At 60.5% G+C, this 23,655-nt stretch carries 23 protein-coding genes; 12 read left to right on the forward strand and 11 right to left on the reverse strand.

Going from position 1 to position 23,655, the window contains the following annotated elements; translation table 11 throughout:
- Positions 1 to 14: 14 nt before the first annotated feature.
- The 9 genes from mrdA to ACKZ62_RS03020 all read left to right on the forward strand — a co-directional run bounded on the left by mrdA (position 15) and on the right by ACKZ62_RS03020 (position 9,510).
- On the forward strand, positions 15 to 1,913 hold the full coding sequence (gene mrdA, locus ACKZ62_RS02980) for a penicillin-binding protein 2 (RefSeq protein ID WP_032884594.1): 1,899 nt from the start codon (positions 15 to 17) through the stop codon (positions 1,911 to 1,913).
- A 31-nt stretch (positions 1,914 to 1,944) separates the two neighbouring features.
- Positions 1,945 to 3,048, forward strand: coding sequence for a rod shape-determining protein RodA (gene rodA / locus ACKZ62_RS02985; protein ID WP_050442794.1), 1,104 nt, complete (start codon positions 1,945 to 1,947; stop codon positions 3,046 to 3,048).
- A 17-nt stretch (positions 3,049 to 3,065) separates the two neighbouring features.
- Positions 3,066 to 4,076, forward strand: coding sequence for a lytic murein transglycosylase B (gene mltB, locus ACKZ62_RS02990; RefSeq protein WP_179179834.1), 1,011 nt, complete (start codon positions 3,066 to 3,068; stop codon positions 4,074 to 4,076).
- Positions 4,076 to 5,077, forward strand: a complete 1,002-nt coding sequence (locus ACKZ62_RS02995) for a septal ring lytic transglycosylase RlpA family protein (protein ID WP_447096307.1) — start codon at positions 4,076 to 4,078, stop codon at positions 5,075 to 5,077. Before mltB ends, ACKZ62_RS02995 begins: the two co-directional genes overlap by 1 nt.
- Before the next feature lie 180 nt (positions 5,078 to 5,257).
- A complete protein-coding gene (locus ACKZ62_RS03000) occupies positions 5,258 to 6,415 on the forward strand; it encodes a D-alanyl-D-alanine carboxypeptidase family protein (protein ID WP_032884597.1) in 1,158 nt (385 codons plus the stop codon).
- A gap of 84 nt (positions 6,416 to 6,499) precedes the next feature.
- A complete protein-coding gene (locus ACKZ62_RS03005; protein ID WP_032884598.1) occupies positions 6,500 to 6,775 on the forward strand; it encodes a DUF493 domain-containing protein in 276 nt (91 codons plus the stop codon).
- Positions 6,775 to 7,422 (forward strand): lipoyl(octanoyl) transferase LipB, encoded by a 648-nt coding sequence (lipB, locus tag ACKZ62_RS03010; RefSeq protein WP_032884599.1) that lies wholly within the window; start codon positions 6,775 to 6,777, stop codon positions 7,420 to 7,422. The genes ACKZ62_RS03005 and lipB overlap by 1 nt, the downstream gene beginning before the upstream one ends.
- 26 nt (positions 7,423 to 7,448) lie before the next feature.
- A complete protein-coding gene (gene lipA / locus ACKZ62_RS03015; protein ID WP_162163623.1) occupies positions 7,449 to 8,450 on the forward strand; it encodes a lipoyl synthase in 1,002 nt (333 codons plus the stop codon).
- A gap of 139 nt (positions 8,451 to 8,589) precedes the next feature.
- The gene (locus tag ACKZ62_RS03020) at positions 8,590 to 9,510 is read left to right on the forward strand and encodes a S66 peptidase family protein (RefSeq protein ID WP_447096308.1); all 921 of its coding nucleotides are present in this window, start codon (positions 8,590 to 8,592) and stop codon (positions 9,508 to 9,510) included.
- Between the two features lie 120 nt (positions 9,511 to 9,630).
- On the opposite strand, the gene ACKZ62_RS03025 is transcribed toward ACKZ62_RS03020, so the two are convergent.
- The 5 genes from ACKZ62_RS03025 to leuS all read right to left on the reverse strand — a co-directional run bounded on the left by ACKZ62_RS03025 (position 9,631) and on the right by leuS (position 15,788).
- A complete protein-coding gene (locus ACKZ62_RS03025) occupies positions 9,631 to 10,956 on the reverse strand; it encodes a lytic murein transglycosylase (protein ID WP_032884601.1) in 1,326 nt (441 codons plus the stop codon).
- Positions 10,957 to 11,017: 61 nt separating this feature from the next.
- On the reverse strand, positions 11,018 to 11,182 hold the full coding sequence (arfA, locus tag ACKZ62_RS03030) for an alternative ribosome rescue factor ArfA (RefSeq protein ID WP_419708411.1): 165 nt from the start codon (positions 11,180 to 11,182) through the stop codon (positions 11,018 to 11,020).
- A gap of 228 nt (positions 11,183 to 11,410) precedes the next feature.
- A complete protein-coding gene (holA, locus tag ACKZ62_RS03035) occupies positions 11,411 to 12,448 on the reverse strand; it encodes a DNA polymerase III subunit delta (RefSeq protein WP_005791737.1) in 1,038 nt (345 codons plus the stop codon).
- Positions 12,449 to 12,487: 39 nt separating this feature from the next.
- Positions 12,488 to 13,093, reverse strand: a complete 606-nt coding sequence (locus ACKZ62_RS03040; protein WP_032884603.1) for an LPS-assembly lipoprotein LptE — start codon at positions 13,091 to 13,093, stop codon at positions 12,488 to 12,490.
- Positions 13,094 to 13,181: 88 nt separating this feature from the next.
- Positions 13,182 to 15,788 carry a leucine--tRNA ligase gene (leuS, locus tag ACKZ62_RS03045; RefSeq protein WP_260367995.1) on the reverse strand — a complete coding sequence of 869 codons (2,607 nt, stop codon included), beginning with the start codon at positions 15,786 to 15,788 and terminating at the stop codon, positions 13,182 to 13,184.
- A gap of 261 nt (positions 15,789 to 16,049) precedes the next feature.
- On the opposite strand from leuS, the gene ACKZ62_RS03050 reads away from it, so the two are divergent.
- Positions 16,050 to 16,367 (forward strand): hypothetical protein, encoded by a 318-nt coding sequence (locus ACKZ62_RS03050; RefSeq protein ID WP_032884605.1) that lies wholly within the window; start codon positions 16,050 to 16,052, stop codon positions 16,365 to 16,367.
- A 98-nt stretch (positions 16,368 to 16,465) separates the two neighbouring features.
- Positions 16,466 to 17,227 carry a YdcF family protein gene (locus ACKZ62_RS03055; protein WP_181640287.1) on the forward strand — a complete coding sequence of 254 codons (762 nt, stop codon included), beginning with the start codon at positions 16,466 to 16,468 and terminating at the stop codon, positions 17,225 to 17,227.
- A 74-nt stretch (positions 17,228 to 17,301) separates the two neighbouring features.
- On the opposite strand, the gene lnt is transcribed toward ACKZ62_RS03055, so the two are convergent.
- The 5 genes from lnt to miaB all read right to left on the reverse strand — a co-directional run bounded on the left by lnt (position 17,302) and on the right by miaB (position 22,621).
- A complete protein-coding gene (lnt, locus tag ACKZ62_RS03060; RefSeq protein WP_032884607.1) occupies positions 17,302 to 18,825 on the reverse strand; it encodes an apolipoprotein N-acyltransferase in 1,524 nt (507 codons plus the stop codon).
- 8 nt (positions 18,826 to 18,833) lie between these two features.
- Entirely contained in the window at positions 18,834 to 19,673 is an 840-nt protein-coding gene (locus tag ACKZ62_RS03065) for a CorC family transporter (protein WP_005791724.1), read from the reverse strand.
- 31 nt (positions 19,674 to 19,704) lie between these two features.
- A complete protein-coding gene (gene ybeY, locus ACKZ62_RS03070; RefSeq protein WP_447096309.1) occupies positions 19,705 to 20,163 on the reverse strand; it encodes an rRNA maturation RNase YbeY in 459 nt (152 codons plus the stop codon).
- Complete coding sequence (locus ACKZ62_RS03075; RefSeq protein WP_032884609.1) at positions 20,156 to 21,160, reverse strand: PhoH family protein; 1,005 nt, start codon at positions 21,158 to 21,160, stop codon at positions 20,156 to 20,158. Before ACKZ62_RS03075 ends, ybeY begins: the two co-directional genes overlap by 8 nt.
- Positions 21,161 to 21,292: 132 nt before the next feature.
- Positions 21,293 to 22,621, reverse strand: coding sequence for a tRNA (N6-isopentenyl adenosine(37)-C2)-methylthiotransferase MiaB (gene miaB, locus ACKZ62_RS03080; protein WP_447096310.1), 1,329 nt, complete (start codon positions 22,619 to 22,621; stop codon positions 21,293 to 21,295).
- Positions 22,622 to 22,752: 131 nt separating this feature from the next.
- Between miaB and ACKZ62_RS03085 the strand changes: the two genes are divergently transcribed.
- Positions 22,753 to 23,079: a DUF1820 family protein gene (locus ACKZ62_RS03085; RefSeq protein WP_003236992.1), complete on the forward strand. Its 327-nt coding sequence runs from the start codon at positions 22,753 to 22,755 to the stop codon at positions 23,077 to 23,079.
- 8 nt (positions 23,080 to 23,087) lie between these two features.
- On the opposite strand, the gene ACKZ62_RS03090 is transcribed toward ACKZ62_RS03085, so the two are convergent.
- Positions 23,088 to 23,642 (reverse strand): tetratricopeptide repeat protein, encoded by a 555-nt coding sequence (locus ACKZ62_RS03090; RefSeq protein ID WP_032884611.1) that lies wholly within the window; start codon positions 23,640 to 23,642, stop codon positions 23,088 to 23,090.
- Positions 23,643 to 23,655 lie beyond the last annotated feature (13 nt).

Genomic DNA, 23,655 nt, shown 5'->3' on the forward strand with positions numbered 1-23,655 from the left:
CTGCGCCCCTCCCGATGACCCAGCCGATCCGCATCAAGGACCACGAGAAAGACGCACGTCTTGTACGCGCTCGCGTCGTGTTTGGTGCGATTCTGGTCGTCGGGCTGATGTGTGTGCTGATCGCCCGCCTGTATTTCCTGCAGGTGATCCAGTACGAGTACCACTCCACGCTGTCGGAAAACAACCGGGTGCATGTGCAGCCGATTCCGCCGACCCGTGGGCTTATTTTCGACCGCAACGGTGTGGTGGTCGCGGATAACCGGCCCAGCTTCAGCCTGAGCATGACCCGCGAGCGTTCCGGCGATTGGCAGCAAGTCCTCGATGTTATCGTCGAGGTGCTGCAACTCACGCCGGAAGACCGAGTGATTTTCGAAAAGCGCATGAAGCAGGGGCGTCGGCCCTTTGAGCCGGTGCCGATCCTGTTTGAGTTGACCGAAGAGCAGATCGCCCGCATCGCGGTAAACCAGTTCCGGTTGCCGGGTGTGGAAGTGGTGGCACAGTTGGTACGTCATTACCCGCAGGGCGCGCATTTTGCGCACTCGGTCGGCTACATGGGGCGGATCAACGAAAAAGAGCTCAAGAGCCTCGACCCGGTCAATTACAGCGGTACCCACCATATCGGCAAGACCGGCATCGAGCGTTTCTACGAGCCGGAACTGCACGGCCAGGTGGGTTATGAAGAAGTAGAGACCAATGCCCGTGGCCGCGTATTGCGCGTGCTCAAGCGCACCGACCCGATTCCCGGCAAGGACATTGTGCTGAGCCTGGACATCAAGCTGCAGGAAGCGGCGGAGATGGCCTTGGGTGGGCGGCGTGGCGCGGTGGTGGCACTGGACCCGAAAACGGGCGAAGTCCTGGCCATGGTCAGCCAGCCAAGTTTCGACCCTAACCTGTTTGTTACCGGGATCAGCTTCAAGGCCTACGCCGAGTTGCGCGATTCCATCGACCGACCGCTGTTCAACCGCGTGCTGCGCGGCCTGTATCCGCCCGGTTCGACCATCAAGCCCGCGGTGGCGATTGCTGGCCTGGATGCAGGTGTGGTCACTGCTTCCAGTCGCGTGTACGACCCGGGCTACTACATGCTGCCCAACTACGATCACAAATACCGTAACTGGAACCGCACCGGTGACGGCTACGTCGACTTGGACACCGCGATCATGCGGTCCAACGACACCTATTTCTATGACCTGGCCCATAAGCTGGGGATCGACCGGCTGTCTGCCTACATGGGCAAGTTCGGCCTCGGTCAGAAAGTTTCCCTGGATATGTTCGAAGAATCTCCTGGCCTGATGCCGTCCCGGGAGTGGAAGCGTGCGACCCGTCGTCAGGCGTGGTTCCCGGGTGAAACCCTGATCCTCGGCATCGGCCAGGGCTATATGCAGGCCACCCCGTTGCAGCTGGCCCAGGCTACCGCGCTGGTGGCCAACAAAGGTATCTGGAATCGCCCGCACCTGGCCAAGACCATCGAGGGCGAGAAACCGGTGGATGACAACCCGATCCCGGACATCGTGCTGCGCGACTCGTCCGACTGGACCAAGGTCAACCATGGTATGCAGCAAGTGATGCACGGCGCCCGTGGCACCGCGCGAAAAGCCGCAATCGGTGCGCAGTACCGCATTGCCGGCAAGAGCGGTACGGCCCAGGTGGTCGCGATCAAGCAGGGCGAGAAATACGACCGCACCAAGGTCCAGGAGCGCCACCGCGACCACGCCTTGTTCGTCGGTTTTGCTCCGGCAGACGACCCGAAAATCGTCGTGGCCGTCATGGTGGAGAACGGCGAGTCCGGCTCCGGTGTTGCCGCTCCCGTGGTGCGCCAGGTGATGGATGCCTGGTTGTTGGCCGACGACGGCAGGCTCAAGCCCGAATATGGCGGCCCCCCTTCAAACCCCGAGGTTACGGCCAGTGAAGAGTAATTTTGACCGCATCCTCTCCAGCGAGGATGTGATGCGTCGCCGCGCGACGTTGCTGCAGCGCATGCACATTGATGGCCCGTTACTGATCCTGCTGCTGACCCTGGCCGCCGGGAGCCTGTTTGTGCTGTATTCGGCCAGCGGCAAGAACTGGGACCTGCTGATCAAGCAAGCGTCGTCTTTTGGCCTGGGCCTGCTGTCCATGGTGGTGATTGCCCAGTTGGAGCCGCGTTTCATGGCGCGGTGGGTGCCGCTTGGCTACGTCGCCGGTGTATTGCTGCTGGTGGTGGTGGACGTGATGGGCCACAACGCCATGGGCGCAACCCGCTGGATCAACATTCCGGGGGTGATTCGCTTCCAGCCGTCGGAATTCATGAAGATCCTGATGCCGGCCACCATTGCCTGGTACCTGTCCAAGCGCACCTTGCCGCCGCAGCTTAAACACGTAGGCATCAGCCTGATTCTGATTGGCGTACCGTTCATCCTGATCGTTCGTCAGCCGGACCTCGGCACCTCGCTGCTGATCCTCGCCGGTGGTGCGTTCGTGCTGTTCATGGGTGGCTTGCGCTGGCGCTGGATCCTCAGTGTGCTGGCTGCGGCCGTACCGGTGGCCGTGGCCATGTGGTTCTTCTTTATGCACGACTACCAGAAGCAACGGATCCTCACGTTTCTCGATCCGGAAAGCGACCCGCTCGGCACCGGCTGGAACATCATCCAGTCCAAGGCAGCCATCGGTTCCGGCGGCGTGTTTGGCAAGGGTTGGCTGCTGGGCACCCAGTCGCACCTGGACTTTTTGCCAGAGAGCCACACCGACTTCATTATCGCGGTGATGGGCGAAGAGTTCGGCTTGGTAGGCATCTGCGCACTGTTGCTGATCTATTTGCTGCTGATCGGGCGCGGCCTGGTAATTACCGCACAGGCACAGACGCTGTTCGGCAAATTGCTCGCAGGCAGCCTGACCATGACTTTTTTTGTTTACGTTTTCGTCAACATCGGTATGGTCAGTGGCCTGTTGCCGGTGGTTGGGGTGCCGTTGCCGTTCATTAGCTACGGCGGAACTTCGCTGGTGACATTGCTGTCAGCGTTTGGGGTTTTGATGTCGATTCATACGCATCGCAAGTGGATCGCACAGGTTTGAATAAGGTGAAGATGTCAATGCAAGTAATGCGCGGCTGGGCCACTCGGCATGCGTCCTGGATGGGCCTGATTGGGCTACTGGGCGCAACGCAAGAGGCGCAGGCCGGTGACTACGATGGTTCACCCCAGGTCGCCGAATTTGTCGGTGAGATGACCCGCGACTACGGTTTCGCAGGTGAACAGCTGATGGGCGTGTTCCGCGAAGCCCAGAAAAAGCAGGCGATCCTCGACGCCATCTCCCGCCCCGCCGAACGCGTGAAGCAGTGGAAGGAATATCGCCCGATGTTTCTCACCGACGCCCGCGTGGCGCGCGGTGTGGACTTCTGGCGCCAGCATGAAGCCGTGCTGGCCCGCGCCGAGCAGGAATACGGCGTGCCGGCCCAGGTAATTGTTGCGATCATCGGCATTGAAACCTTTTACGGACGCAATACCGGCAGCTATCGGGTGATCGACGCCTTGTCGACCCTGGGCTTCGATTACCCGCCTCGCGCCGACTTCTTCCGCAAGGAGCTGCGCGAATTCCTGCTGTTGGCCCGCGAAGAGCAGGTCGACCCGCTGACCCTCAAAGGCTCCTACGCCGGGGCGATGGGCTTACCGCAATTCATGCCGAGCAGCTTTCGCGCCTATGCCGTGGATTTTGACGGTGACGGCCACATCAACATCTGGAGTAATCCCGACGACGCCATTGGCAGCGTGGCCAGCTACTTCAAGCGCCATGGCTGGGTGGGCGGCGAGCCCGTAGTGATTCGCGCCGACATCAGCGGGGAACGTGCCGATGAAGGCCTGACCCAGGGCATCGAGCCGGCCAAGACGGTCGGGGAGTTGCGGGCGCTGGGCTGGTCGAGTCAGAATGCGCCACGCGATGATATGCCGGTCACGGCGTTCCGCCTGGAAGGCGAAAATGGCCCTGAATATTGGATGGGCCTGAAGAATTTCTACGCAATCACGCGTTATAACCGCAGTGTGATGTACGCCATGGCCGTGCATCAGCTGTCAGACATGCTGGTCCAAGCACGGGGCAACAAGTAATGCGGGCATCGCCGTTCAATCAACCGCTCAAGCTGGTGGCGTTCGCCGCGTTGTCCCTGCTGGTCGTCAGTTGTTCCACAAGCCGTGGCCCGGCACCACAGAAGTCCGGCGGTACCGCCGTACGTTCCCAGCCAGGCCTGGACATCAACCGCGCGCACAAAGACGGCGCGCCGTGGTGGGATGTCGACGTGTCGAAAATCCCGGATGCCACGCCCACCTTGCACACCGGCCCTTACAAGGCCAACCCCTATACCGTGCTGGGTAAATCCTACTTTCCGTTGCAGGAATCCAAGACCTACGTGCAATCGGGCACGGCGTCCTGGTACGGCACCAAGTTCCATGGTCAGAACACTGCCAACGGCGAGGTCTATGACCTGTATGGCATGAGCGCAGCGCATAAAACCTTGCCGCTGCCCAGCTATGTGCGGGTGACCAACCTGGACAATAACCGCACGGTGATCCTGCGGGTCAACGACCGTGGGCCGTTCTATTCGGACCGGATCATCGATTTGTCCTACGCCGCCGCGAAGAAGCTCGGCTATGCCGAAACCGGTACGGCACGGGTCAAGGTCGAAGGTATCGACCCGGCGCAGTACTGGGCCCAGCGTGGCAAGCCCGCCCCGCTGATGCTCACTGAACCGCAGAGTGCGCAGCCGCAAGTGACGGCATCCACCGGCAAGATCGAACAGTGGACACCGCCACCGCAGCAACACGCACCGGACACGGTGGTCGTACCCCACGCAGCGCCGGGTGCTTCGGTCGCTGGCGGGCAATACCTGCAAGTGGGCGCTTTCGCCAACCCGGATGCGGCAGAACTGTTAAGGTCCAAGCTCAGCGGCATGGTCAACGCGCCGGTCTTTATCAGCTCCATCGTGCGTAACCAGCAAACCCTGCACCGCGTGCGCATGGGCCCGATCGGCTCGCCGAGCGAAGTGGCGCAAGTACAGAACAGCGTGCGCATGGCCAACCTGGGACAACCCAGCGTGGTCACCGCCGAATAACAAAGAATTGATGGTTCAGGCCCGTGCGCGGGTTTGAGCTGTGGTTGTTGGCTCGTTGAACAATAAAAACCCAGGGGCAAGGGGTGAGCGGGCAACCGAACACGTGACAGTCTGGTAGCGGGCTGTCTGAATAAGTTTTGCCCGCGAGGGCAAGTTTCCATAAGCAATTTCGAGAGACGGATGAACATCACCACCTTAGCCAAACGCACGTGCCTGCTTATCTCGCTGATCATCACCCCGGCCGCCTGGGCGGTTGAAATGGTGCCGGCTTCACCGCAACTGGCCGCTAAGGCGTGGGTCCTGATGGACGCCGCCAGCGGCAACGTGCTGGTAGAGAGCAACGGTGACCAACGCCTGCCGCCAGCCAGCCTGACCAAGCTGATGACCGCCTACATCGCGACCCTGGAAATCCGTCGCGGGCAGATCGGCGAGAACGACCCGGTGACCGTCAGCGAAAACGCCTGGCGTACCGGCGGTTCGCGCATGTTCATCAAGGTGGGCTCGCAAGTCACCGTAAGTGACCTGCTGCACGGCATCATCATCCAGTCCGGTAACGACGCCAGCGTCGCGCTGGCCGAGCACATCGCCGGCAGCGAAGATGCATTCGCCGACATGATGAACAAAACCGTGGCCGACCTGGGCATGACCAACAGCCACTTCATGAATCCGACTGGTTTGCCAAACCCTGAGCACTACTCGTCGGCTCACGACATGGCGATCCTGGCCCGCGCGATCATTCGTGTTGACCCGGTGCACTACGCGATTTACTCCCAGAAGGAGTTCTTCTGGAACAACATCAAGCAGCCTAACCGCAACCTGTTGTTGTGGCGCGACAAGACCGTTGATGGTCTGAAAACCGGCCATACCGAAGAGGCTGGCTATTGCATGGTGTCGTCCGCTGTTCGTGACGGCCAGCGCCTGATTGCAGTGGTATTCGGCACAAACAGCGAGCAGGCCCGTGCGGCCGAAACGCAAAAGCTGCTGACCTATGGTTTCCGCTTCTTCGAAACCCAGACCTTCTATCAGAAGGGTGCTGAACTGGCGACCGCGCCGGTATGGAAGGGCGCAACCTCTCAAGTCAAGGCCGGCCTGGCTGAAGACCTGACCCTGACCATGCCTAAAGGCCAGCTGAAAAAGCTCGCTGCCAGCATGACCATGAACCCGCAATTGGTTGCTCCAATCGCCAAGGGTGACGTGATCGGTAAAGTCGAAGTGAAACTGGACGACAAGGTGGTGCACAGCGCTGACCTGATCGCGCTGGACGCTGTCGACGAAGGTGGTATCTTCCGCCGCGTGTGGGATAGCATCCGTCTATTCTTCTACGGCTTGTTCAACTGATAGTGTGCACCTGCAAAGCCCCGCGTTGATCCGACGCGGGGCTTTGCCGTCGCCACGGCTTACCGCTTACGAGGCCGTTACGCCATGACCGATACCGAAGTAAAGGCACCCAAGATCGAATTCCCGGTGGTCGATTACCCGATCAAGGTGATCAGCGACACGGGTGTTGGCCGCAAGGACACGATTCTTGAGATCGTGCGTAAACACGCGACGATCAACGATAACCGAGTGGATGAGCGATCCAGCACCACCGGTAAATACACGACTATCCAGTTGCACATCGTTGCGACCGGCCAGGACCAGCTCTACGACATCAACAGCGAACTGCGGGCCACCGGCTTCGTGCACATGGTGCTGTGATGCCAGAGGTCCTGGGCTTTCGCGAGCTCGGCCAGATGGCCTACGAGCCTGTCTGGCACGCCATGCAACGGTTCACCAACGAGCGTGGCACCTCGGCCCCCGATGAGATCTGGCTGGTGGAACACCCGCCAGTGTTCACCCAGGGCCAGGCTGGCAAGGCTGAGCATTTGCTGCTGCCGGGGGATATTCCGGTGGTGCAGGTCGACCGAGGTGGCCAAGTGACTTACCATGGCCCCGGCCAGTTGGTCGCTTATCTGTTGCTGGACGTGCGCAAGCTGGGATTTGGCGTGCGCGATCTGGTCAGCCGGATAGAGGCTTGCCTGGTCGAGTTGCTGGCCAGTTATGGCGTGACCGCCGCGGCCAAGCCTGATGCTCCCGGTGTGTATGTGGATGGCGCGAAAATCGCCTCCCTGGGGCTTCGGATTCGTCACGGATGTTCCTTTCATGGCCTGGCCCTGAACGTGGACATGGACTTGGCCCCGTTTCGGCGGATCAACCCGTGCGGCTATGCCGGGTTGGCGATGACCCAACTGAGCGAACACGCTACACCGATTAAATTTGCCGAGGTAAGTGCCCGGCTGCGCGCGCAGCTCGTCAAACACCTCGACTATGCTGAGCAGACGACCCTAACGGGCGGAATCGACTGATTATGACTACTGATGCAGTGCAAACCATGATCCCGACGCTGGACGTTACCGAGCGTCCGGCCCCGGCCCCGCGTGCCAAGGTGGAAGCCGGCGTCAAGCTGCGCGGCGCCGAGAAGGTTGCACGCATCCCGGTGAAGATCATTCCGACCACCGAACTTCCGAAGAAACCCGACTGGATTCGCGTACGTATCCCGGTTTCGCCGGAAGTCGACCGTATCAAGGCCCTGCTGCGCAAACACAAGCTGCACAGCGTATGCGAAGAGGCCTCTTGCCCGAACCTGGGCGAATGCTTCTCCGGCGGCACCGCCACGTTCATGATCATGGGTGACATCTGCACCCGTCGTTGCCCGTTCTGCGACGTTGGCCATGGCCGGCCGAAGCCACTGGACGTGAACGAGCCGGAAAGCCTGGCCATCGCCATCGCCGACCTGAAACTCAAATATGTAGTGATCACCTCGGTGGACCGCGACGACTTGCGTGACGGCGGTGCACAGCACTTTGCCGACTGCATCCGCGAAATCCGCAAACTGTCGCCGAACGTGATGCTCGAAACCCTGGTCCCGGACTACCGTGGCCGTATGGACGTGGCGCTGGAAATCACCGCCGCCGAGCCACCGGATGTGTTCAACCACAACCTGGAAACCGTGCCACGCCTGTACAAGGCTGCGCGTCCGGGTTCGGACTACCAGTGGTCGCTGACCCTGCTGCAGAAATTCAAGCAGATGATGCCGCACATTCCGACCAAATCCGGCCTGATGCTGGGCCTGGGCGAAACCGACGAAGAAGTCATCGAAGTCATGAAACGCATGCGCGAACACGACATCGACATGCTGACCCTGGGCCAGTACCTGCAACCGTCGCGCAGTCACTTGCCAGTGCAGCGTTTCGTGCACCCGGACACCTTCGCCTGGTTCGCCGAGGAAGGCTACAAGATGGGCTTCAAGAACGTCGCCTCGGGCCCGTTGGTACGCTCTTCGTACCACGCTGACGAACAAGCCAAGTTGGTCAAGGCAAGCCTGGTTTCCTGATAGGGGTTTAGATCCAGTGTGGGAGGGGGCTTGCCCTCGATTGCGGTATGTCAGTCGCTACATGTGCTGGCTGATCCACCGCAATCGGGGGCACGCCCCCTCCCACATTTCGTTCCGCGCTAGTTAGGGAGAGTTGTGTATGACAGCAGCCGTTCCAGCCCTTCGTTCTGAAGGCACCATCGCCCTGATCGCACCTGCCGGCCCCGCCGTGCTGGACGTTGAAAGGGCTGGCCAATGTATGCGCACGCGCGGCTACGATCTGCGGATTTTCCCCGGTGTCTATGAGCGCGACGGCTACCTCGCCGGCAGCGATGCAGTGCGCCTGCGTGACCTGCACGCCGCCTTCGCCGATCCGGATATCGACGCTATCTTTTGCCTGCGCGGCGGCTATGGAACACCGCGTCTGCTCGATAGCCTGGATTTCGAACTGCTACGCGCCAACCCCAAGCCATTCGTGGGCTACAGCGACATCACCGCCCTGCACTTGGCGATCAGCCGCTACGCCGGCTTCGTGACCTTCCACGGGCCGATGCTCAATGCCGATCTGCTGGGCGACAAGCAGCAGCCTACCGAATCGTCATTGTTCAGCCTTCTGCGCGGCCAGCTGGGCGCCGGCAGTGTGCTGTCGCACCCGGTGGCGTACCCGCTGACCACGATCGAGCCTGGCATTGCCTGTGGGCGCTTGCTGGGAGGTAACCTGTCGATGATTGCGGCGGTCATGGGGACGCCTTACGAAATCGACGCTGAAGGCATCATCCTGTTTATCGAAGACGTCAACGAGCCGATCTACCGCATTGACCGGTTGCTGACGCACTTGCGCCTGGCCGGTAAATTGGCCCAGGTTGCGGGTGTGCTGGTGGGGGATGTGGCGGGGGTGGATAACGCTGCGCTGGAGCGCCTGCTGAAGCAGACGTTCGAGCCTTTGTGCATACCGGTGTTGGCCGGCTGGCGCAGTGGGCATTGCGATCCGAACCTGACGCTGCCAATGGGCGCGTTGGTGCGTTTGGATGCAGGGGAGAAGCGGGTGGTGTTGGAGCAGGATGTGGTGTTCAAACCCTGAATCTGTTGGTGCCTGCCAAACCGCCATCGGGGGCAAGCCCCCTCCCACACTTGAATGTATTCACAAATCAAAATGTGGGAGGGGGCTTGCCCCCGATAGCGATAGTCGCCATAAGCAGATCTAACGGTTTTGCAGCGACTCCAGCAATTTCACCGTCGGATACCCATCCGCCGGCCAGCCCAGCGCCTGCTGCGCCGCACGAATCGCCTTACGGGTGTTGGCGCCGATAATCCCATCCGGGTTGCCCGCGTCATAGCCATTGGCACTCAACGCCGTCTGCAAATCCATGCGCTGGGATCGGCTCAGTGGCAGCTCATCTTTCGGCCACTCGCCACGAATCACGCCACCGCCACCAAACCGCTCCGACAACAGGCCAACCGCCAGCGCGTAGGACGATGAGTTGTTGTACTTGAGGATGGCGCGGAAGTTATCCAGCACCAGGAACGCCGGGCCGCGATAGCCCGCAGGCAGCAGCAGGGCGGCGGAGAGTTGGTCGACATTGCTTGGCATGCTGGCGCCCGGCGGCAGCTGCACGCCCAGTTTCAGCCACTCAGCGACGGTTTTGCGGGTGCCGCCATCGGCCAGGGCGTAATCGAAGTTCGCTGGCAGTTGTTTCACCTCGAACCCCCAAGGCTGGCCTTTCTGCCAGCCGGAGCTTTGCAGGTAGTGCGCAGTGGAGGCGAGGGCGTCGGCCGGGCTATTCCAGATATCGCGGCGACCGTCGCCGTCGAAGTCCACTGCGTGGGTGTTGTAGGTGGTCGGGATAAATTGGGTCTGGCCCATAGCGCCTGCCCAGGAGCCTTTCATCTGGTCGGCCTGGATATCGCCGTGTTGGATGATCTGCAGTGCCGCCAGCAATTGCGCCTGTGCAAAGGCTGGGCGTCGGCCTTCATAGGCCAGGGTCGCCAGGGAGCGGATTACCGAATTGTTGCCCTGGAACTGGCCGAAGTTACTCTCCATGCCCCACACCGACACCAACGCTTGGCGGTCGACGCCATAACGTTGCTCGATGCTTTGCAGGATGTCGGCATATTTGATTAGCAGTGCCTGGCCATTACGCACACGCAACGGCGATAGGGCGCCGTCGAGGTATTCCCACACCGGGCGGGAAAACTCCGGCTGGCTGCGGTCGGCGCGGATCACCGCCATGTCGGGGGTGACATTGGCGAAGGCATTGTCGAACACGGCGGCGGTAATGCCGGCCTGCAGGGCTTGCGCGCGGAAACCCGCCTGCCATTCGGCGAAGGTTTGGGTCGGTTGGATATCGAGATTGTCCACGGCCAGCGGGGCCACGACGGCGGGCGCTACAACGGGTGCGGTTTGGAGCTTTGGCAACGGTTGGGCGTCGGCGGCGGTAGGTTTTTCCGCACAGGCGACAAGCAGAATGAGGCTGGAGGCAGCGATCAGTTGGCGAAGGTGCCAATGACGGGAAAGACGAGAGGGCATGCACAGGTCCAGGGATTACAAATCAGACGCTGACCTTATCATGCCAGAGGGGCGCTTGCCTTCAGGCAGCCAGAAAGTAAGAAGCCTCCCAGCTATTAGACTGGAAGGCTTCGCGGCGGTAGCTGCCCTTGCCCTTGCCGGCGCGTTCCTGACGGTTGCGGAACAGTGGCTGGGCGATGATGGATTTGGCCTTGTTGGGGCCATGCTTGGATGGCTTTTTGCTCATGGTCGATGCTCTCCTCAGATGTGATGCAGCGGTGCAAATCATCTGCCGAAGTTGGACAGCTGTAAAGCCCGGCGGCAGGTAGGAGATTTCATTGCTTATGCGATAGGAGATGTGGGAGGGGGCTTGCCCCCGATGGTGGTGTTTCAGTCAATACATGTGTCGACTTCAGCGCCGCCATCGGGAGCAAGCCCCCTCCCACATTGGTTCTGTGGTGTTTGGAAACTAGGATTATTCGGCTGGAAGTGTCAGGCGCTGACCGGCCATCAACAACGACAAACGGCTGAGGCTCATCCACGGTGAACCCGCCGCCTGGCCCTTGATCTGCGCATCAATGCGCTGCGCCTCCAGCAACAGTTGTGCCCAGCGTTGCGCCGAGTGCCGTTGAAGGGCTTTGCTCATCAGGGGTTTGCGCTTGTCCCACACCGGTGGCCGAGCCTGGCTGAAGCACTTGTCCAGCGGCGTGCCTTGGCTGTACTGCAGGGCAATATTGGCCAATACCCGAAGCTCTCGGGCCAGGGCCCAGAGAATCACTGGTGGCTCGACCCCTTCGCCACGCAGGCCTTCGAGCATGCGCAGGGCGTGGGCGGGTTCGCCGTTGAGGATTGCATCCACCAGCCCGAATACGTCAAAACGTGCACTGTCCGCCACGGCGCCTTGTACCGTTTCGACGGTAATCTGCCCGTCTTCGGCCATCAGCTTGAGCTTTTCGATCTCCTGAGCGGCGGCAAGCAAGTTGCCCTCGACCCGGGCGGCGATCAGTTCAACGGCGTCTTGCGTTGCGGCCAGCCCCGATTGTGACAGGCGCTGGCGAATCCACTGCGGCAGCTGATTGCTGTCCACCGGCCATATCTGGATGAACTGGGTCTGCGCCCCTTCCACCAGGGCCTTGCCCCACTTGGTCTTCTGCGCGCTGCCGTCGAGTTTGGGCAGGCTGATCAGCAACACCGTATCTTCAGCGGGACGTGAGCAGTATTCCATCAGTGCCGCCGCGCCTTTATCTCCAGGCTTGCCCGATGGCAGACGCAGCTCAAGCAGGCGTTTTTCGGCGAATAGCGACATGCTCGCGCCGGCTTGCAGCAGCGTGCCCCAGTCGAAACTGGCGTCGGCGCTGAATACCTGGCGTTCATCGAAGCCCTGCTGGCGTGCGGCGGTACGGATGGCGTCGGCAGCTTCCTGGCACAGCAGCGGGTCATCACCGCTGACGATGTAGACAGGCGCGAGGCCACCTTGCAGGTGTTTGGCGAGTTGGGCGGGGGCGAGTTTCATAGGCAGGTAGAGCGGGGCGCCTGGGGCGCCCCGTCTGGCTTACTCGACAGGTACTTCAACAGGCGATTGTTTCGGCGTGTTGTCTTCGTACTCTTTCGCAGCTTTCAGCGCATCGGCGTCAGCCTTGGCCTTGTTGTCAGCGGCTTGCTGCAAGGTTTCCAGCTTCTCCGGGGTCAGCATCGACAGGCGCAAGACTACGCGTTGCACCAGATCACGACGCATTTCCTTGCGGACCTGGATGATTTCGGCATCCGAGCCCACCAGGTTGTTGCCATCGTGGCTGACGATTTTCTGCACCTGGATGTTGTCACCCATCAATGGCAGGTGGTCGCGGCCCTGGATTTCAAAGCTGAGCACAGTGCTCAGTTCGATATCCGAGGCGCGCCCTGCGCTGGCGTAGCTCAGGTTGCGCTGGGTTTCTTTTTCGTTCGCCAGGAACAGCTTGTAGGTTGCGCCGGTGTAGACGTGTACCCCGTTGTTTTCCAGGACCTGGCGCAACTGGGTCACGGTTTCGCTGTAGGCGTCGCGCGCGCTGACATCCAGTTCCTTGATCGTCAGGTCATTGGTGCCGGTGCCACGCAGCTGGAAGCCGCAAGCGCTCAGTAGCACGGCAAGGCCCATAACCAGCAGATTGCGTTTGATCATTTTGTTGCTCCCCTTGAAACCATGTGGGCCTTATCGAGGCCTTGAAGGCTTTGTTCGGCGCAGGGCTCAAGCCCTGCGCCCGATGCGATTAGCTAGCGACGATATTGACCAATTTGCCAGGCACCACGATCACTTTGCGGATCGTCAGGCCTTCGGTAAAGCGCAGCACGTTCTCGTTGACGCGTGCGGCCGCTTCGACTTCTTCACGGCTGGCACTGGCCGGCATGTCGATCTGGCCACGCAGCTTACCGTTGACCTGGATCACCAGTTGCAGCGTGTCCTGTACCAGGGCGCTGTCATCCTGCACCGGCCAGCGCGCATCGATGACTGCGTCGCTATGGCCCAGACGGCTCCACAGGTCGTGGCTGATGTGCGGCGTAATCGGTGCCAGCAGCAGGGTGACCGTTTCCAGGCCTTCCTGTACCAGTGCGCGGTCCTGTTCGGTCGCTTGCGGGGCTTTTTCCAGCACGTTCATCAATGTCATCACCTGGGCGATGGCGGTGTTGAACTTGTGGTTTTGGCCTACATCCTGGCTGGCTTGCTTGATGGCCAGGTGGGTGCTGCGGCGAATAAGTTTCTGCTCGTCGCTCAGGGACGCCACGTCCAGCTTGGCCGGCAGGCCCTGGCTGACATGGGCGTGAGCCAGGCGCCAGACGCGCTTGAGGAAGCGGTGCGAGCCTTCGACGCCGGAGTCGGACCATTCGGCGCTCATGTCAGGTGGTGAGGCGAACATCATGAACAGACGGCAGGTGTCGGCACCGAACTGGTCGATCATCGACTGTGGGTCGACGCCATTGTTCTTCGACTTGGCCATTTTCTCGGTACCGCCGATCTCCACCGGCAGGCCGTCGGCGATCAGCTTGGCGCTGATGACCTTGGCTTTGCTGTCGCGCTCAAGTTCGACGTCCGCCGGGTTGAACCAGGTGTAGGCGCCATTGGCTTCGCGGCGATAGTAGGTCTCGGCGATCACCATGCCTTGGGTCAGCAGGTTCTTGAACGGCTCGTTGGAACTCACCAGGCCTTCGTCGCGCATCAGCTTATGGAAGAAACGCGCGTACAGCAGGTGAAGAATGGCGTGTTCGATGCCACCAATGTACTGATCCACCGGCAACCAATGGTCAGCCGCGGATTTTTCCACCAGGCCACCCTCGTAGTGAGGCGAGGCGTAGCGGGCGTAGTACCACGAGGACTCCACGAAGGTGTCCATGGTGTCGGTTTCACGCTTGGCAGGCTGGCCGCATTTAGGGCAACTGCACTCGTAGAACTCAGGCATGCGTGCCAATGGCGAACCGGCGCCGTCCGGCACCACGTCTTCCGGCAGCACGACTGGCAACTGGTCTTCCGGCACCGGCACGTCACCGCAGGTATCGCAGTGGATGATTGGGATCGGGCAGCCCCAGTAACGCTGGCGGCTGATGCCCCAGTCGCGAAGGCGGAACTGGGTGCGCGAGGCGCCGAGGTTCTTCTTGATCAGTGCGACTTCGATGGCGTCGAAAGCACCGGTGAAGTCCAGGCCGTCGAACTCTCCGGAATTGATCAGGGTGCCGTGCTCGCCGTAGGCGTCTTGCCATGGGGCCGGGTTGGTGTCGCCCGAACTGGTGCGCACCACCGACTTGATTGGCAGGTTGTATTTGGTGGCGAATTCGAAATCACGCTCGTCGTGGGCCGGCACAGCCATTACTGCGCCATCGCCGTAGTGCATCAACACGTAATTGGCGACCCAAACCGGCAACTTCTCGCCGGTCAGTGGGTGCTCGACGAACAGGCCGGTCGGCAGGCCTTTTTTCTCTTGGGTGGCGACGTCGGCTTCAGCCACGCTGCCGCCTTTGCATTCGGCGATGAACGCCTGCAGCTCGGGGTTGTTCTGTGCGGCCTGGGTGGCGAGCGGGTGCTCTGCGGCCACGGCGACGTAGGTCGCGCCCATCAGGGTGTCGGGACGGGTGGTGAAGACTTTGAGTGCGCCCGCTTCGCCGATGGAGTCGACGTTGTACGGGAACTGCACTTCCATGCCCTTGGACTTGCCGATCCAGTTGCGCTGCATGGTCTTGACCTGTTCAGGCCAGCCCGGCAAATCGTCGAGGCTCGACAAGAGTTCATCCGCGTAGGCGGTGATCTTGAAGTAGTACATCGGGATTTCGCGCTTTTCGATCAGCGCGCCGGAACGCCAGCCGCGCCCGTCGATCACCTGCTCGTTGGCCAGCACGGTCTGGTCGATCGGGTCCCAGTTCACGGTGCCGCTTTTTTTGTAGATCACGCCTTTTTCGAACAGGCGAGTGAACAGCCATTGTTCCCAGCGGTAGTAATCCGGCTTGCAGGTGGTCACTTCGCGGGACCAGTCCACCGCCAGGCCCAGGCTGCGCAGCTGGGTCTTCATGTAGGCGATGTTTTCGTAGGTCCACTTGGCGGGAGCCACGTTGTTTTTCATCGCAGCGTTTTCCGCCGGCATGCCGAAGGCGTCCCAACCCATGGGTTGCAGGACGTTCTTGCCTTGCATGCGCTGGTAGCGGGAAATCACGTCGCCGATGGTGTAGTTACGCACGTGCCCCATGTGTAGCTTGCCGCTGGGGTAAGGGAACATCGATAGGCAATAGAAAGTCTCCTTGCCTGGCTGTTCACTGACTTCAAAGGACTTTTGCTCGTCCCAGAAGGTTTGGGCGGCATTTTCTATTTCACGGGGCTGATATTGTTCGTGCATGGCTACTTTTGAACTGGATAGGGGTGGCCTAATCCTCTTCGGTGCAACGTTCAGGTTGTTCGACACCAAAAAGCGGCGCGTCCGTGCCCAAACCCTGCGGGAAGTGGAGTTACAGGAAGCGCCGTAGCATACATGACCCCACTCTATCGAGGGAAACCCTGATTGCGTAGCCGAGGCCGTCTGTCGCGGCGCCGGGCAGGCGCAGCAACGAGGGCTACGCTGTTCAGTGGGGAGCAAGTCTTTCTTCAATGAGGTGAGGGGATGGTTGAATCGCAGCGAATCGCAACTAAACCGGACGTCTACGAGGGACTGATCGACCGATTGGGTCGTGCATTGGATGCAGCGAGGACAGCGGGCCGATTGCGTGATGAACGGCCTGTCGAGTTGGAACTGCGTGGATTGAGTCGCGCGGAGTTGGAACTGATCAAGGCTTACCTGGAACGCAACAAACGCAGTGCGCCCCCTTGGGTGGCAACCCCGCCAGTCCAAGAGCCTACGCACTCTGCCAAGGTGGTGTGGCTCAAGGACTTGCCGGCCGGTCGTGGCCCGGAAACATTCCGGTCCGCCCGCTACAAGTAGTTAACCCCCGCTGAACAACACCATTGCGCTATTTCACTGTAGAGATTGTCGCTAAACCCCGTTACACCTTAGGCTTCGGGCATCTTTGGAGATGCCCGATGCCTATTCGTTATTTCATTAAACAACTGCTCCTGCCGCCCGGCATTCTCTTGCTGCTGCTGGCCCTTGCCTGGTGGTTTAGACGCAGTCGCCCACGTTTGGCCGGTTGCTGCTTTGCCCTGGGGTTTGGCGGCATGTGGTTGATCAGCTTGCCGGTGGCCGTGGAGTGGGGCGCGCGGGCCCTGGAGACCGAGCCTCCGTTGGCGCGTGAAGACTGGTCGACCCTGGCCCAGCGCGCCGACGCCATTGTGGTGCTGGGCTCGGGACGTGAGCGCGGCGACCCGGCATGGGGTTCTGATCAGCCTACCGGTATTGGCCTGGAGCGCCAGCGGTATGCCGCCCGACTGGCCAAGGCGTCCGGCCTGCCGGTGCTTACCACCGGGGGATTGCACTACGGCACGCCGCCCAGCGAAGCTGAGCTGATGGCGGTGTCGATGCAGGACGATTTCGGCGTTACGGTGCGCTGGAAGGAAGAGCGCAGCCGTACCACCTGGGAAAACGCACAGATGAGTGCCGAGATTCTATTGCCCGAGGGCATCAAGCGTGTGGTGGTCGTGACCCAGGCCTGGCACATGCCGCGTTCGGTGTGGAGTTTTGAAAAGGCCGGCTTCACCGTGGTGCCGGCGCCGGTGGGGTTTCTGGGCGTGGACAATGCCCGGCCGCTGGGTGGATGGATGCCCGAGTTCAAGTCGGTGTGGCAGAGCGGGCAGTTGATCAACGAGGCGGTAGGGCAGGTGGGGTATCGGTTGTTCTATCGATAACCCTGCTGATTAAAATGCAGATCAAGATGTAGGAGGGGGCAAGTCCTCTCCCACATTTTGATTCGCGTTGGCTGTTAGACGGTTTTTGACATCCGGCCTGCCAGCAGCGCCCAACCAAACAACCCCAGGCACACGATGATCAGCGGCCACGAGCGCCATTGCAGGTATGGCGTCAGGTTATGCATCGGCACCACTTCGCCATAGAGGATTCCGCGCTCGAATTGCGGGATCTGCGCAGTGATCTGGCCAAACGGGTTGATCAACCCAGTCACGCCATTATTGGTCGCACGGATCATCCAGCGCCCAGCCTCCAACGCACGCATCTGCGCCATTTGCAGGTGCTGCAGCGGGCCGATGGAGCGGCCGAACCAGGTGTCATTGCTGATGGTCAGCAGCAGGTCGCTCTGGGCCGACAGTCCGGCGGCGAATTCCGGGTAGACCACTTCGTAGCAAATGAAAGGCGCGATCTGATAGCCCTTCGCCTGCAACATCGCCTGGTCGGCAGGCCCGCGGGCGAAGTCCGACATCGGCAGGTCGAAGAAGGCAATCAGTCCGCGCAGCATGTCCTGCAGCGGCACGTATTCGCCAAACGGCACGAGCTTCTGCTTTAGGTAAGTGCCGTCGCCTTCGCCTACCACGGTGATGCCATTGAAGTAGCGCTTCTGGTGGTGCACTTCCTGGCGTATTGGCACGCCGGTGATCAGCGCGGTGTGTCGGTCGGCGGCAAACTTGCCCATCATCCCCAGGTAGCCCTCGACGGACTCCTTGAGCACCGGCACCGCCGTTTCCGGCCACACCAACAGGTCGACAGGCTTGGAGCTGAAACTCATGTCGCGGTACAGCGCGAGCTGCGCATTGAGCTGCTCGGGGTCCCACTTCATGCTTTGTTCGACGTTGCCCTGGATGGCCGCTACGGTCAGCGGAGCGCCGGACGGGGACGTCCAAGCGTGATGCTTGAGCGCCAGGCCGATGGCCCAGGGTGCGACCAGCAACACCAGACCTGCGCCGATAAACCCATTGCGTTTACTGGCCAGCAGGCGCGGCAGGTTGCACAGCAGGGCCGCCGTCAGTGCCAGGGCAAAGGAAATCAGCCACATGCCACCCACTGGCGCCAGGCCGGTGAGGGGGCCGTCGAGCTGGCTGTAACCGGAGTACAGCCACGGGAATCCGGTGAGGAACCAGCCGCGAAAGGCTTCCTGGCCGACCCACAATGCGGCAAACGTCAGCGCATCTGCCAACGGTGCTTCATTGCGACGCAACCAGCGCGCCCACAGCCAAGCGGGCAGGGCGAAGAACCAGGCAATGGCGGCGGTGAACAACAGCATCAGGAACCCCGCCAGCAGCACCGAAGCGCCGCCGAAGTGGTGGATGCTGTAGTAAATCCAGCTGGTGCCAGCACCAAACAGGCCGAAACCGAAACACCAACCACGGCCCAGGGCCTGACGCGGTGTCAGCTCTCGCAGGCCGACATAGAACACTCCGACCGCGATCAGTGCAAACGGCCACAGATCGAACGGCGCCAGCGCCAGGGTAGTGATGGCGCCGGCCACCACGGCCAGCAAGTTACCGGGCCAGCCGGGTGCGATCATGCGGCGCATTTCAGTCCTTAACGGGCAATAGGGGTCAAGCGGATCAAGTGGATACGACGGCTATCGGCATTCAGGATGCGGAAGCGATACGCGCCGATCTCGGTGGTTTCGTTACGCTTGGGCAGATGCCCGAACGCACTCATTACCAGGCCGCCAACGGTGTCGAACTCGTCGTCGGAGAATTCGCTGTCGAAAAACTCGTTGAAGTTCTCGATCGGCGTCAGCGCCTTGACCAGGAAGTCACCGCTCGGCAGCGGCTTGATGTAGCTGTCTTCTTCGACGTCGTGCTCATCTTCGATGTCGCCGACGATCTGTTCCAGCACGTCTTCGATGGTCACGAGGCCGGCCACGCCGCCGTATTCGTCGATCACAATGGCCATGTGATTGTGGTTGGCGCGGAATTCGCGCAGCAGCACATTCAGGCGCTTGGATTCGGGTACGAAGGTGGCGGGACGCAGCAGGTCCTTGATGTTGAAGCTGTCGCCGTTCTCCTTGAGGATCAGCGGCAGCAGGTCCTTGGCCAGCAGGACGCCCATGACGTCGTCATGGCTTTCACCGATCACCGGGTAGCGCGAGTGCGCGGAGTCGATCACGGCCGGGAGGAATTCCCGCGGGGTCTGGGTCGCCTTGATGCTGATCATCTGCGAGCGCGGGACCATGATGTCCCGTACTTGCAGGTCAGCGACCTGGATGGCGCCTTCGACGATGGCCAGCGCTTCGCTGTCCAGCAACTTGTTCTGGTGGGCCTCGCGCAGCAGCTCCAGCAGCTCCTGGCGGTTTTTCGGCTCGTGGGCAAAAGCCTGGGTCAGTTTACCCAGCCATGACTTTTGCCCGTTGCTCGATCGGTCTTCGCTCATAGCGATTACTCTAAATCCTTTGTTGTGTCAGTTATGTTTCGTCGTCTGCATACGGATCAGGGTGACCCAGTTCGGCAAGCAACGTTTGTTCCAGTGTTTCCATTTCCTCGGCTTCTTCATCGTCTATATGGTCGTAACCCAAGAGATGCAAGCAGCCGTGGATGACTAGATGAGCCCAATGGGCTTCCAGCGTCTTGCCTTGTTCCTTCGCCTCGCGCTCCACCACTTCGACGCAGATCACCAGATCGCCCAGCAACGGGATATCCAGCAGCTCGTCGGGTACGTCGGCGGGGAACGACAGCACGTTGGTCGCGTAGTCTTTCTGGCGCCAGGTGTGGTTCAGCTCGCGGCCTTCGGGCTCGTCCACCAGACGGATGGTCAATTCCGAGTCGGCAGTGCGCTGGCGCAGTGCCAGTGCGCACCATTGGCGGAATTGTTCTTCGCTGGGGGCGGGCGCCTCGGTGGCCAGTTGCAGGTCAAGCTCAAGCATCGCGGCGAACGTCCTTTGACAGTCCGTCGTCGCGGTGTTCGAAGCGCTCGTAGGCTTCGACGATGCGTTGCACCAGCGGGTGGCGCACTACGTCCTTGGGTGAGAAATGCGTGAAACTGATACCCGGCACGTCCTTGAGCACTTCAATCACATGGCTCAAGCCCGACTTGGTGCCCTTGGGCAGGTCAACCTGGGTAATGTCGCCGGTGATGATGGCCGTCGAGCCGAACCCGATGCGGGTCAGGAACATCTTCATCTGCTCGACGGTAGTGTTCTGGCTTTCGTCGAGGATGATGAAACTGTTGCTCAAGGTGCGGCCGCGCATGTAGGCCAGCGGGGCGATTTCAATCACCTGGCGTTCGATCAGCTTGGCCACGTATTCAAAGCCAAGCATCTCGTAGAGCGCGTCGTAGAGTGGACGCAGGTACGGGTCGATCTTCTGTGCGAGGTCGCCGGGCAGGAAACCGAGCTTTTCGCCCGCTTCGACCGCCGGGCGCACCAGCAGGATGCGGCGCACTTGCTCGCGCTCAAGGGCATCCACTGCACAGGCCACGGCGAGGTAGGTCTTGCCGGTACCGGCGGGGCCGATGCCGAAATTGATATCGTTGCCGAGGATTGCCTTGACGTACTTCTGCTGATTCAAGCCCTTTGGGCGAATCATGCCTTTCTTGGTACGCAATGCCACGCTGGCTTCAGCGACGGGGTTGTTAGCCAAGTCTTCCACAGCCGACTCCTGCAAATACAGGTGCACGGTTTCTGGCGACAGCTCGCTACCCTTGGTTTCGCGGTAGAGACGGCGCAGCAGATTTTCTGCAGATTTAGTGGGCTGGGCTTCACCAATAAGCTCGAACTGATTGCCGCGATTGCGGATCTCGATGCCCAGGCGTTGTTCGATCAGGCGCAGGTGCTCGTCGAACTGTCCGCACAGATTGGCGAAACGGCGAGCCTCAAAGGGCTCAAGGATAAAACGATGGGGTTCTACTGTGGGTGCGTTCAAGGTCGCTTTTAGCCGCCCTTTGGCTGTTTAGGTGAAAGAGAGGATAACGCCAGTGACGCGGGTACGAAAGCACTTACGTCATTGGAATGTTGCACGGCTCCTATGTGGGAGGGGGCAAGCCCCCTCCCAAATTTATTGCACCAGAGAGCCGCGCAGCGAGTGTGGTTGCGCCGCATCGATGTGCACATCGGCAAATTGGCCGATCAGGGTTGGATTGTCGCAACGGAAGTTGACGATCCGATTGTTCTCGGTGCGGCCCTGCAATTCGCCGGGATCTTTCTTCGAGTAGTCGGTGACCAGGATGCGCTGGACTGAACCGACCATTTGTCGGCTGATCTCGAAGCCCTGCTGGTTAAGTCGGTGTTGTAGCGCGTTCAAGCGCTCTTTTTTCAGCGCTTCCGGGGTTTCGTCCACCAGATCGGCGGCGGGTGTGCCGGGGCGTTGGCTGTAGACGAACGAATAGGAGAAGTCGAAACCGACGTCTTCAATCAGCTTCATGGTCTGCTGGAAGTCTTTTTCGGTCTCGCCTGGGAAGCCGACGATAAAGTCTGAACTGATGCAGATTCCCGGCACTGCTACACGCAATTTGCGCAATTTGGATTTGTATTCCAGGGCGGTGTGATTGCGCTTCATTGCCGACAGGATGCGATCCGAACCCGACTGCACCGGCAAATGCAGGTGCTTAACCAGCTCAGGCACGTCGGCGTGGGCCTGGATCAGGCTGTCGGAAAACTCCAGAGGGTGCGAAGTGGTGTAACGGATGCGCTCGATACCGTCCACTGCTGCCACTACGCGGATCAACTCTGCCAAGTCCGCCAGGCGCCCGTCCTCGGTCAAGCCGCGATAGCCGTTGACGTTCTGGCCCAACAGGGTCACTTCGCGCACGCCGTTTTCGGCCAGGTGGATGATCTCTGCCAGCACGTCGTCAAAGGGCCGGCTGACCTCTTCGCCACGGGTGTAGGGCACCACGCAGAAGGTGCAGTACTTGCTGCAGCCTTCCATCACCGATACATAGGCGCTTGGCCCGTCGATACGCGGCTCAGGCAAATGGTCGAATTTTTCGATTTCCGGGAACGAGACGTCTACCTGAGGCAGCTTGGTGATACGGGCCGCGTCGATCATTTCCGGCAAGCGGTGCAGGGTTTGCGGGCCGAAGACCACGTCGACATAGGGGGCGCGGTCGCGGATCGCGGCGCCTTCCTGGCTGGCCACGCAACCGCCGACGGCGATCACCATCTCTGGATTGGCCAGTTTCAATTCACGCCAGCGGCCCAACTGCGAGTACACACGGTCCTGGGCACGCTCGCGGATCGAGCAGGTATTGAGCAGGATCACGTCGGCATCTTCGGCGCGGGCGGTGACTTCCAGGGCCTGGTGTTCGCCCAGCAGATCGACCATGCGCGAGCTGTCGTACTCGTTCATCTGGCAACCGTGGGTTTCGATATAAAGCTTCTTGGCCATGGGAATCGTCAACTGGTGATAAAGAACCGCGCATTATAGGGGGCATGCCCATTGGTTCCTAGCGTTGTGCATCGGGTGCCATGCTATAGTTCGCGCCCTCTTTTATATCCCCGATGTGTTATCCGCCCACCATGACCAAACGCGAAGCTCCAATCTACAAGGTGATTTTCCTCAACCAGGGCCAGGTGTTCGAAATGTACGCCAAGCAGATCTATCAAAGTGATTTGTGGGGCTTCCTGGAAGTGGAAGAGTTCGTCTTTGGCGAGCGCACCCAATTGGTCGTCGACCCGGGCGAAGAAAAGCTCAAGGCGCAGTTCGAAGGCGTGGTGCGCAGTTTTGTGCCGATGCATTCAATTGTGCGTATCGATGAAGTCGAGCGGCTGGGCACGCCGAAGATCAGCGAGGCACGGGGCGTGAGTAATGTCATGCCGTTTCCGATGCCAATGCCTGAGAAGTAAGACGGCTGTCAGGGCAGGGGTGAGAAGGGCGAACGCCCATCGGCACTCTGCAGTTCCTGCAGGTAGTTGCGGAAAATCTGGCCCAAGACCTGGGTGGCCACTTCCAGTTCATCGCGCTGCATGTGCTCGGCGACTTCGTCGGCCGTGTCCAGCGCGTCTTCGGCGCCGTTGACGGCGGCCATTTTCAGCACGATATACGCCTGAACGTTATTGGCCGGCACGCCTTCGCCTTTGAAGAACATGGTGCCTAGCTGGAATTGTGCCTGCGCGTGACCCTGCAACGAGGCTTTCTCGAAGTAGCTCAGGGCTTTGTTGAGGTCGAGGGCGGGATTTTTGCTGTCGTGGTAGTACTCGCCCAACTCATATTGCGCCTGCGCATCACCTTCGTCGGCCTGTTTCTGGCACGCGCTCAGGGATTCGGCCTGGCTGTCTGGCTGGGTATTGAGGGTGCAACGACCCATCGCTGGGATTAACAACGAGTTGCCGCCTGCTTGGGCATTTGCCAGCAGCGGCTGAAGGAGCAACAGGCAGCCCAGTACCAGGGTGCGGCCGGTGCGTTTCATGGGAATCGACTTA

It is taken from the genome of Pseudomonas sivasensis, assembly GCF_052938085.1.

What these genes read in the sequence shown, in the direction of transcription:
- mrdA (WP_032884594.1), top strand. Translation starts at nt 15, where the DNA reads ATGACCCAGCCGATCCGCATCAAGGACCACGAGAAAGACGCACGTCTT.
- rodA (WP_050442794.1), top strand. Translation starts at nt 1,945, where the DNA reads ATGCGTCGCCGCGCGACGTTGCTGCAGCGCATGCACATTGATGGCCCG.
- mltB (WP_179179834.1), top strand. Translation starts at nt 3,066, where the DNA reads ATGCAAGTAATGCGCGGCTGGGCCACTCGGCATGCGTCCTGGATGGGC.
- ACKZ62_RS02995 (WP_447096307.1), top strand. Translation starts at nt 4,076, where the DNA reads ATGCGGGCATCGCCGTTCAATCAACCGCTCAAGCTGGTGGCGTTCGCC.
- ACKZ62_RS03000 (WP_032884597.1), top strand. Translation starts at nt 5,258, where the DNA reads ATGAACATCACCACCTTAGCCAAACGCACGTGCCTGCTTATCTCGCTG.
- ACKZ62_RS03005 (WP_032884598.1), top strand. Translation starts at nt 6,500, where the DNA reads ATGACCGATACCGAAGTAAAGGCACCCAAGATCGAATTCCCGGTGGTC.
- lipB (WP_032884599.1), top strand. Translation starts at nt 6,775, where the DNA reads ATGCCAGAGGTCCTGGGCTTTCGCGAGCTCGGCCAGATGGCCTACGAG.
- lipA (WP_162163623.1), top strand. Translation starts at nt 7,449, where the DNA reads ATGATCCCGACGCTGGACGTTACCGAGCGTCCGGCCCCGGCCCCGCGT.
- ACKZ62_RS03020 (WP_447096308.1), top strand. Translation starts at nt 8,590, where the DNA reads ATGACAGCAGCCGTTCCAGCCCTTCGTTCTGAAGGCACCATCGCCCTG.
- ACKZ62_RS03025 (WP_032884601.1), bottom strand. Translation starts at nt 10,956, where the DNA reads ATGCCCTCTCGTCTTTCCCGTCATTGGCACCTTCGCCAACTGATCGCT.
- arfA (WP_419708411.1), bottom strand. Translation starts at nt 11,182, where the DNA reads ATGAGCAAAAAGCCATCCAAGCATGGCCCCAACAAGGCCAAATCCATC.
- holA (WP_005791737.1), bottom strand. Translation starts at nt 12,448, where the DNA reads ATGAAACTCGCCCCCGCCCAACTCGCCAAACACCTGCAAGGTGGCCTC.
- ACKZ62_RS03040 (WP_032884603.1), bottom strand. Translation starts at nt 13,093, where the DNA reads ATGATCAAACGCAATCTGCTGGTTATGGGCCTTGCCGTGCTACTGAGC.
- leuS (WP_260367995.1), bottom strand. Translation starts at nt 15,788, where the DNA reads ATGCACGAACAATATCAGCCCCGTGAAATAGAAAATGCCGCCCAAACC.
- ACKZ62_RS03050 (WP_032884605.1), top strand. Translation starts at nt 16,050, where the DNA reads ATGGTTGAATCGCAGCGAATCGCAACTAAACCGGACGTCTACGAGGGA.
- ACKZ62_RS03055 (WP_181640287.1), top strand. Translation starts at nt 16,466, where the DNA reads ATGCCTATTCGTTATTTCATTAAACAACTGCTCCTGCCGCCCGGCATT.
- lnt (WP_032884607.1), bottom strand. Translation starts at nt 18,825, where the DNA reads ATGCGCCGCATGATCGCACCCGGCTGGCCCGGTAACTTGCTGGCCGTG.
- ACKZ62_RS03065 (WP_005791724.1), bottom strand. Translation starts at nt 19,673, where the DNA reads ATGAGCGAAGACCGATCGAGCAACGGGCAAAAGTCATGGCTGGGTAAA.
- ybeY (WP_447096309.1), bottom strand. Translation starts at nt 20,163, where the DNA reads ATGCTTGAGCTTGACCTGCAACTGGCCACCGAGGCGCCCGCCCCCAGC.
- miaB (WP_447096310.1), bottom strand. Translation starts at nt 22,621, where the DNA reads ATGGCCAAGAAGCTTTATATCGAAACCCACGGTTGCCAGATGAACGAG.
- ACKZ62_RS03085 (WP_003236992.1), top strand. Translation starts at nt 22,753, where the DNA reads ATGACCAAACGCGAAGCTCCAATCTACAAGGTGATTTTCCTCAACCAG.
- ACKZ62_RS03090 (WP_032884611.1), bottom strand. Translation starts at nt 23,642, where the DNA reads ATGAAACGCACCGGCCGCACCCTGGTACTGGGCTGCCTGTTGCTCCTT.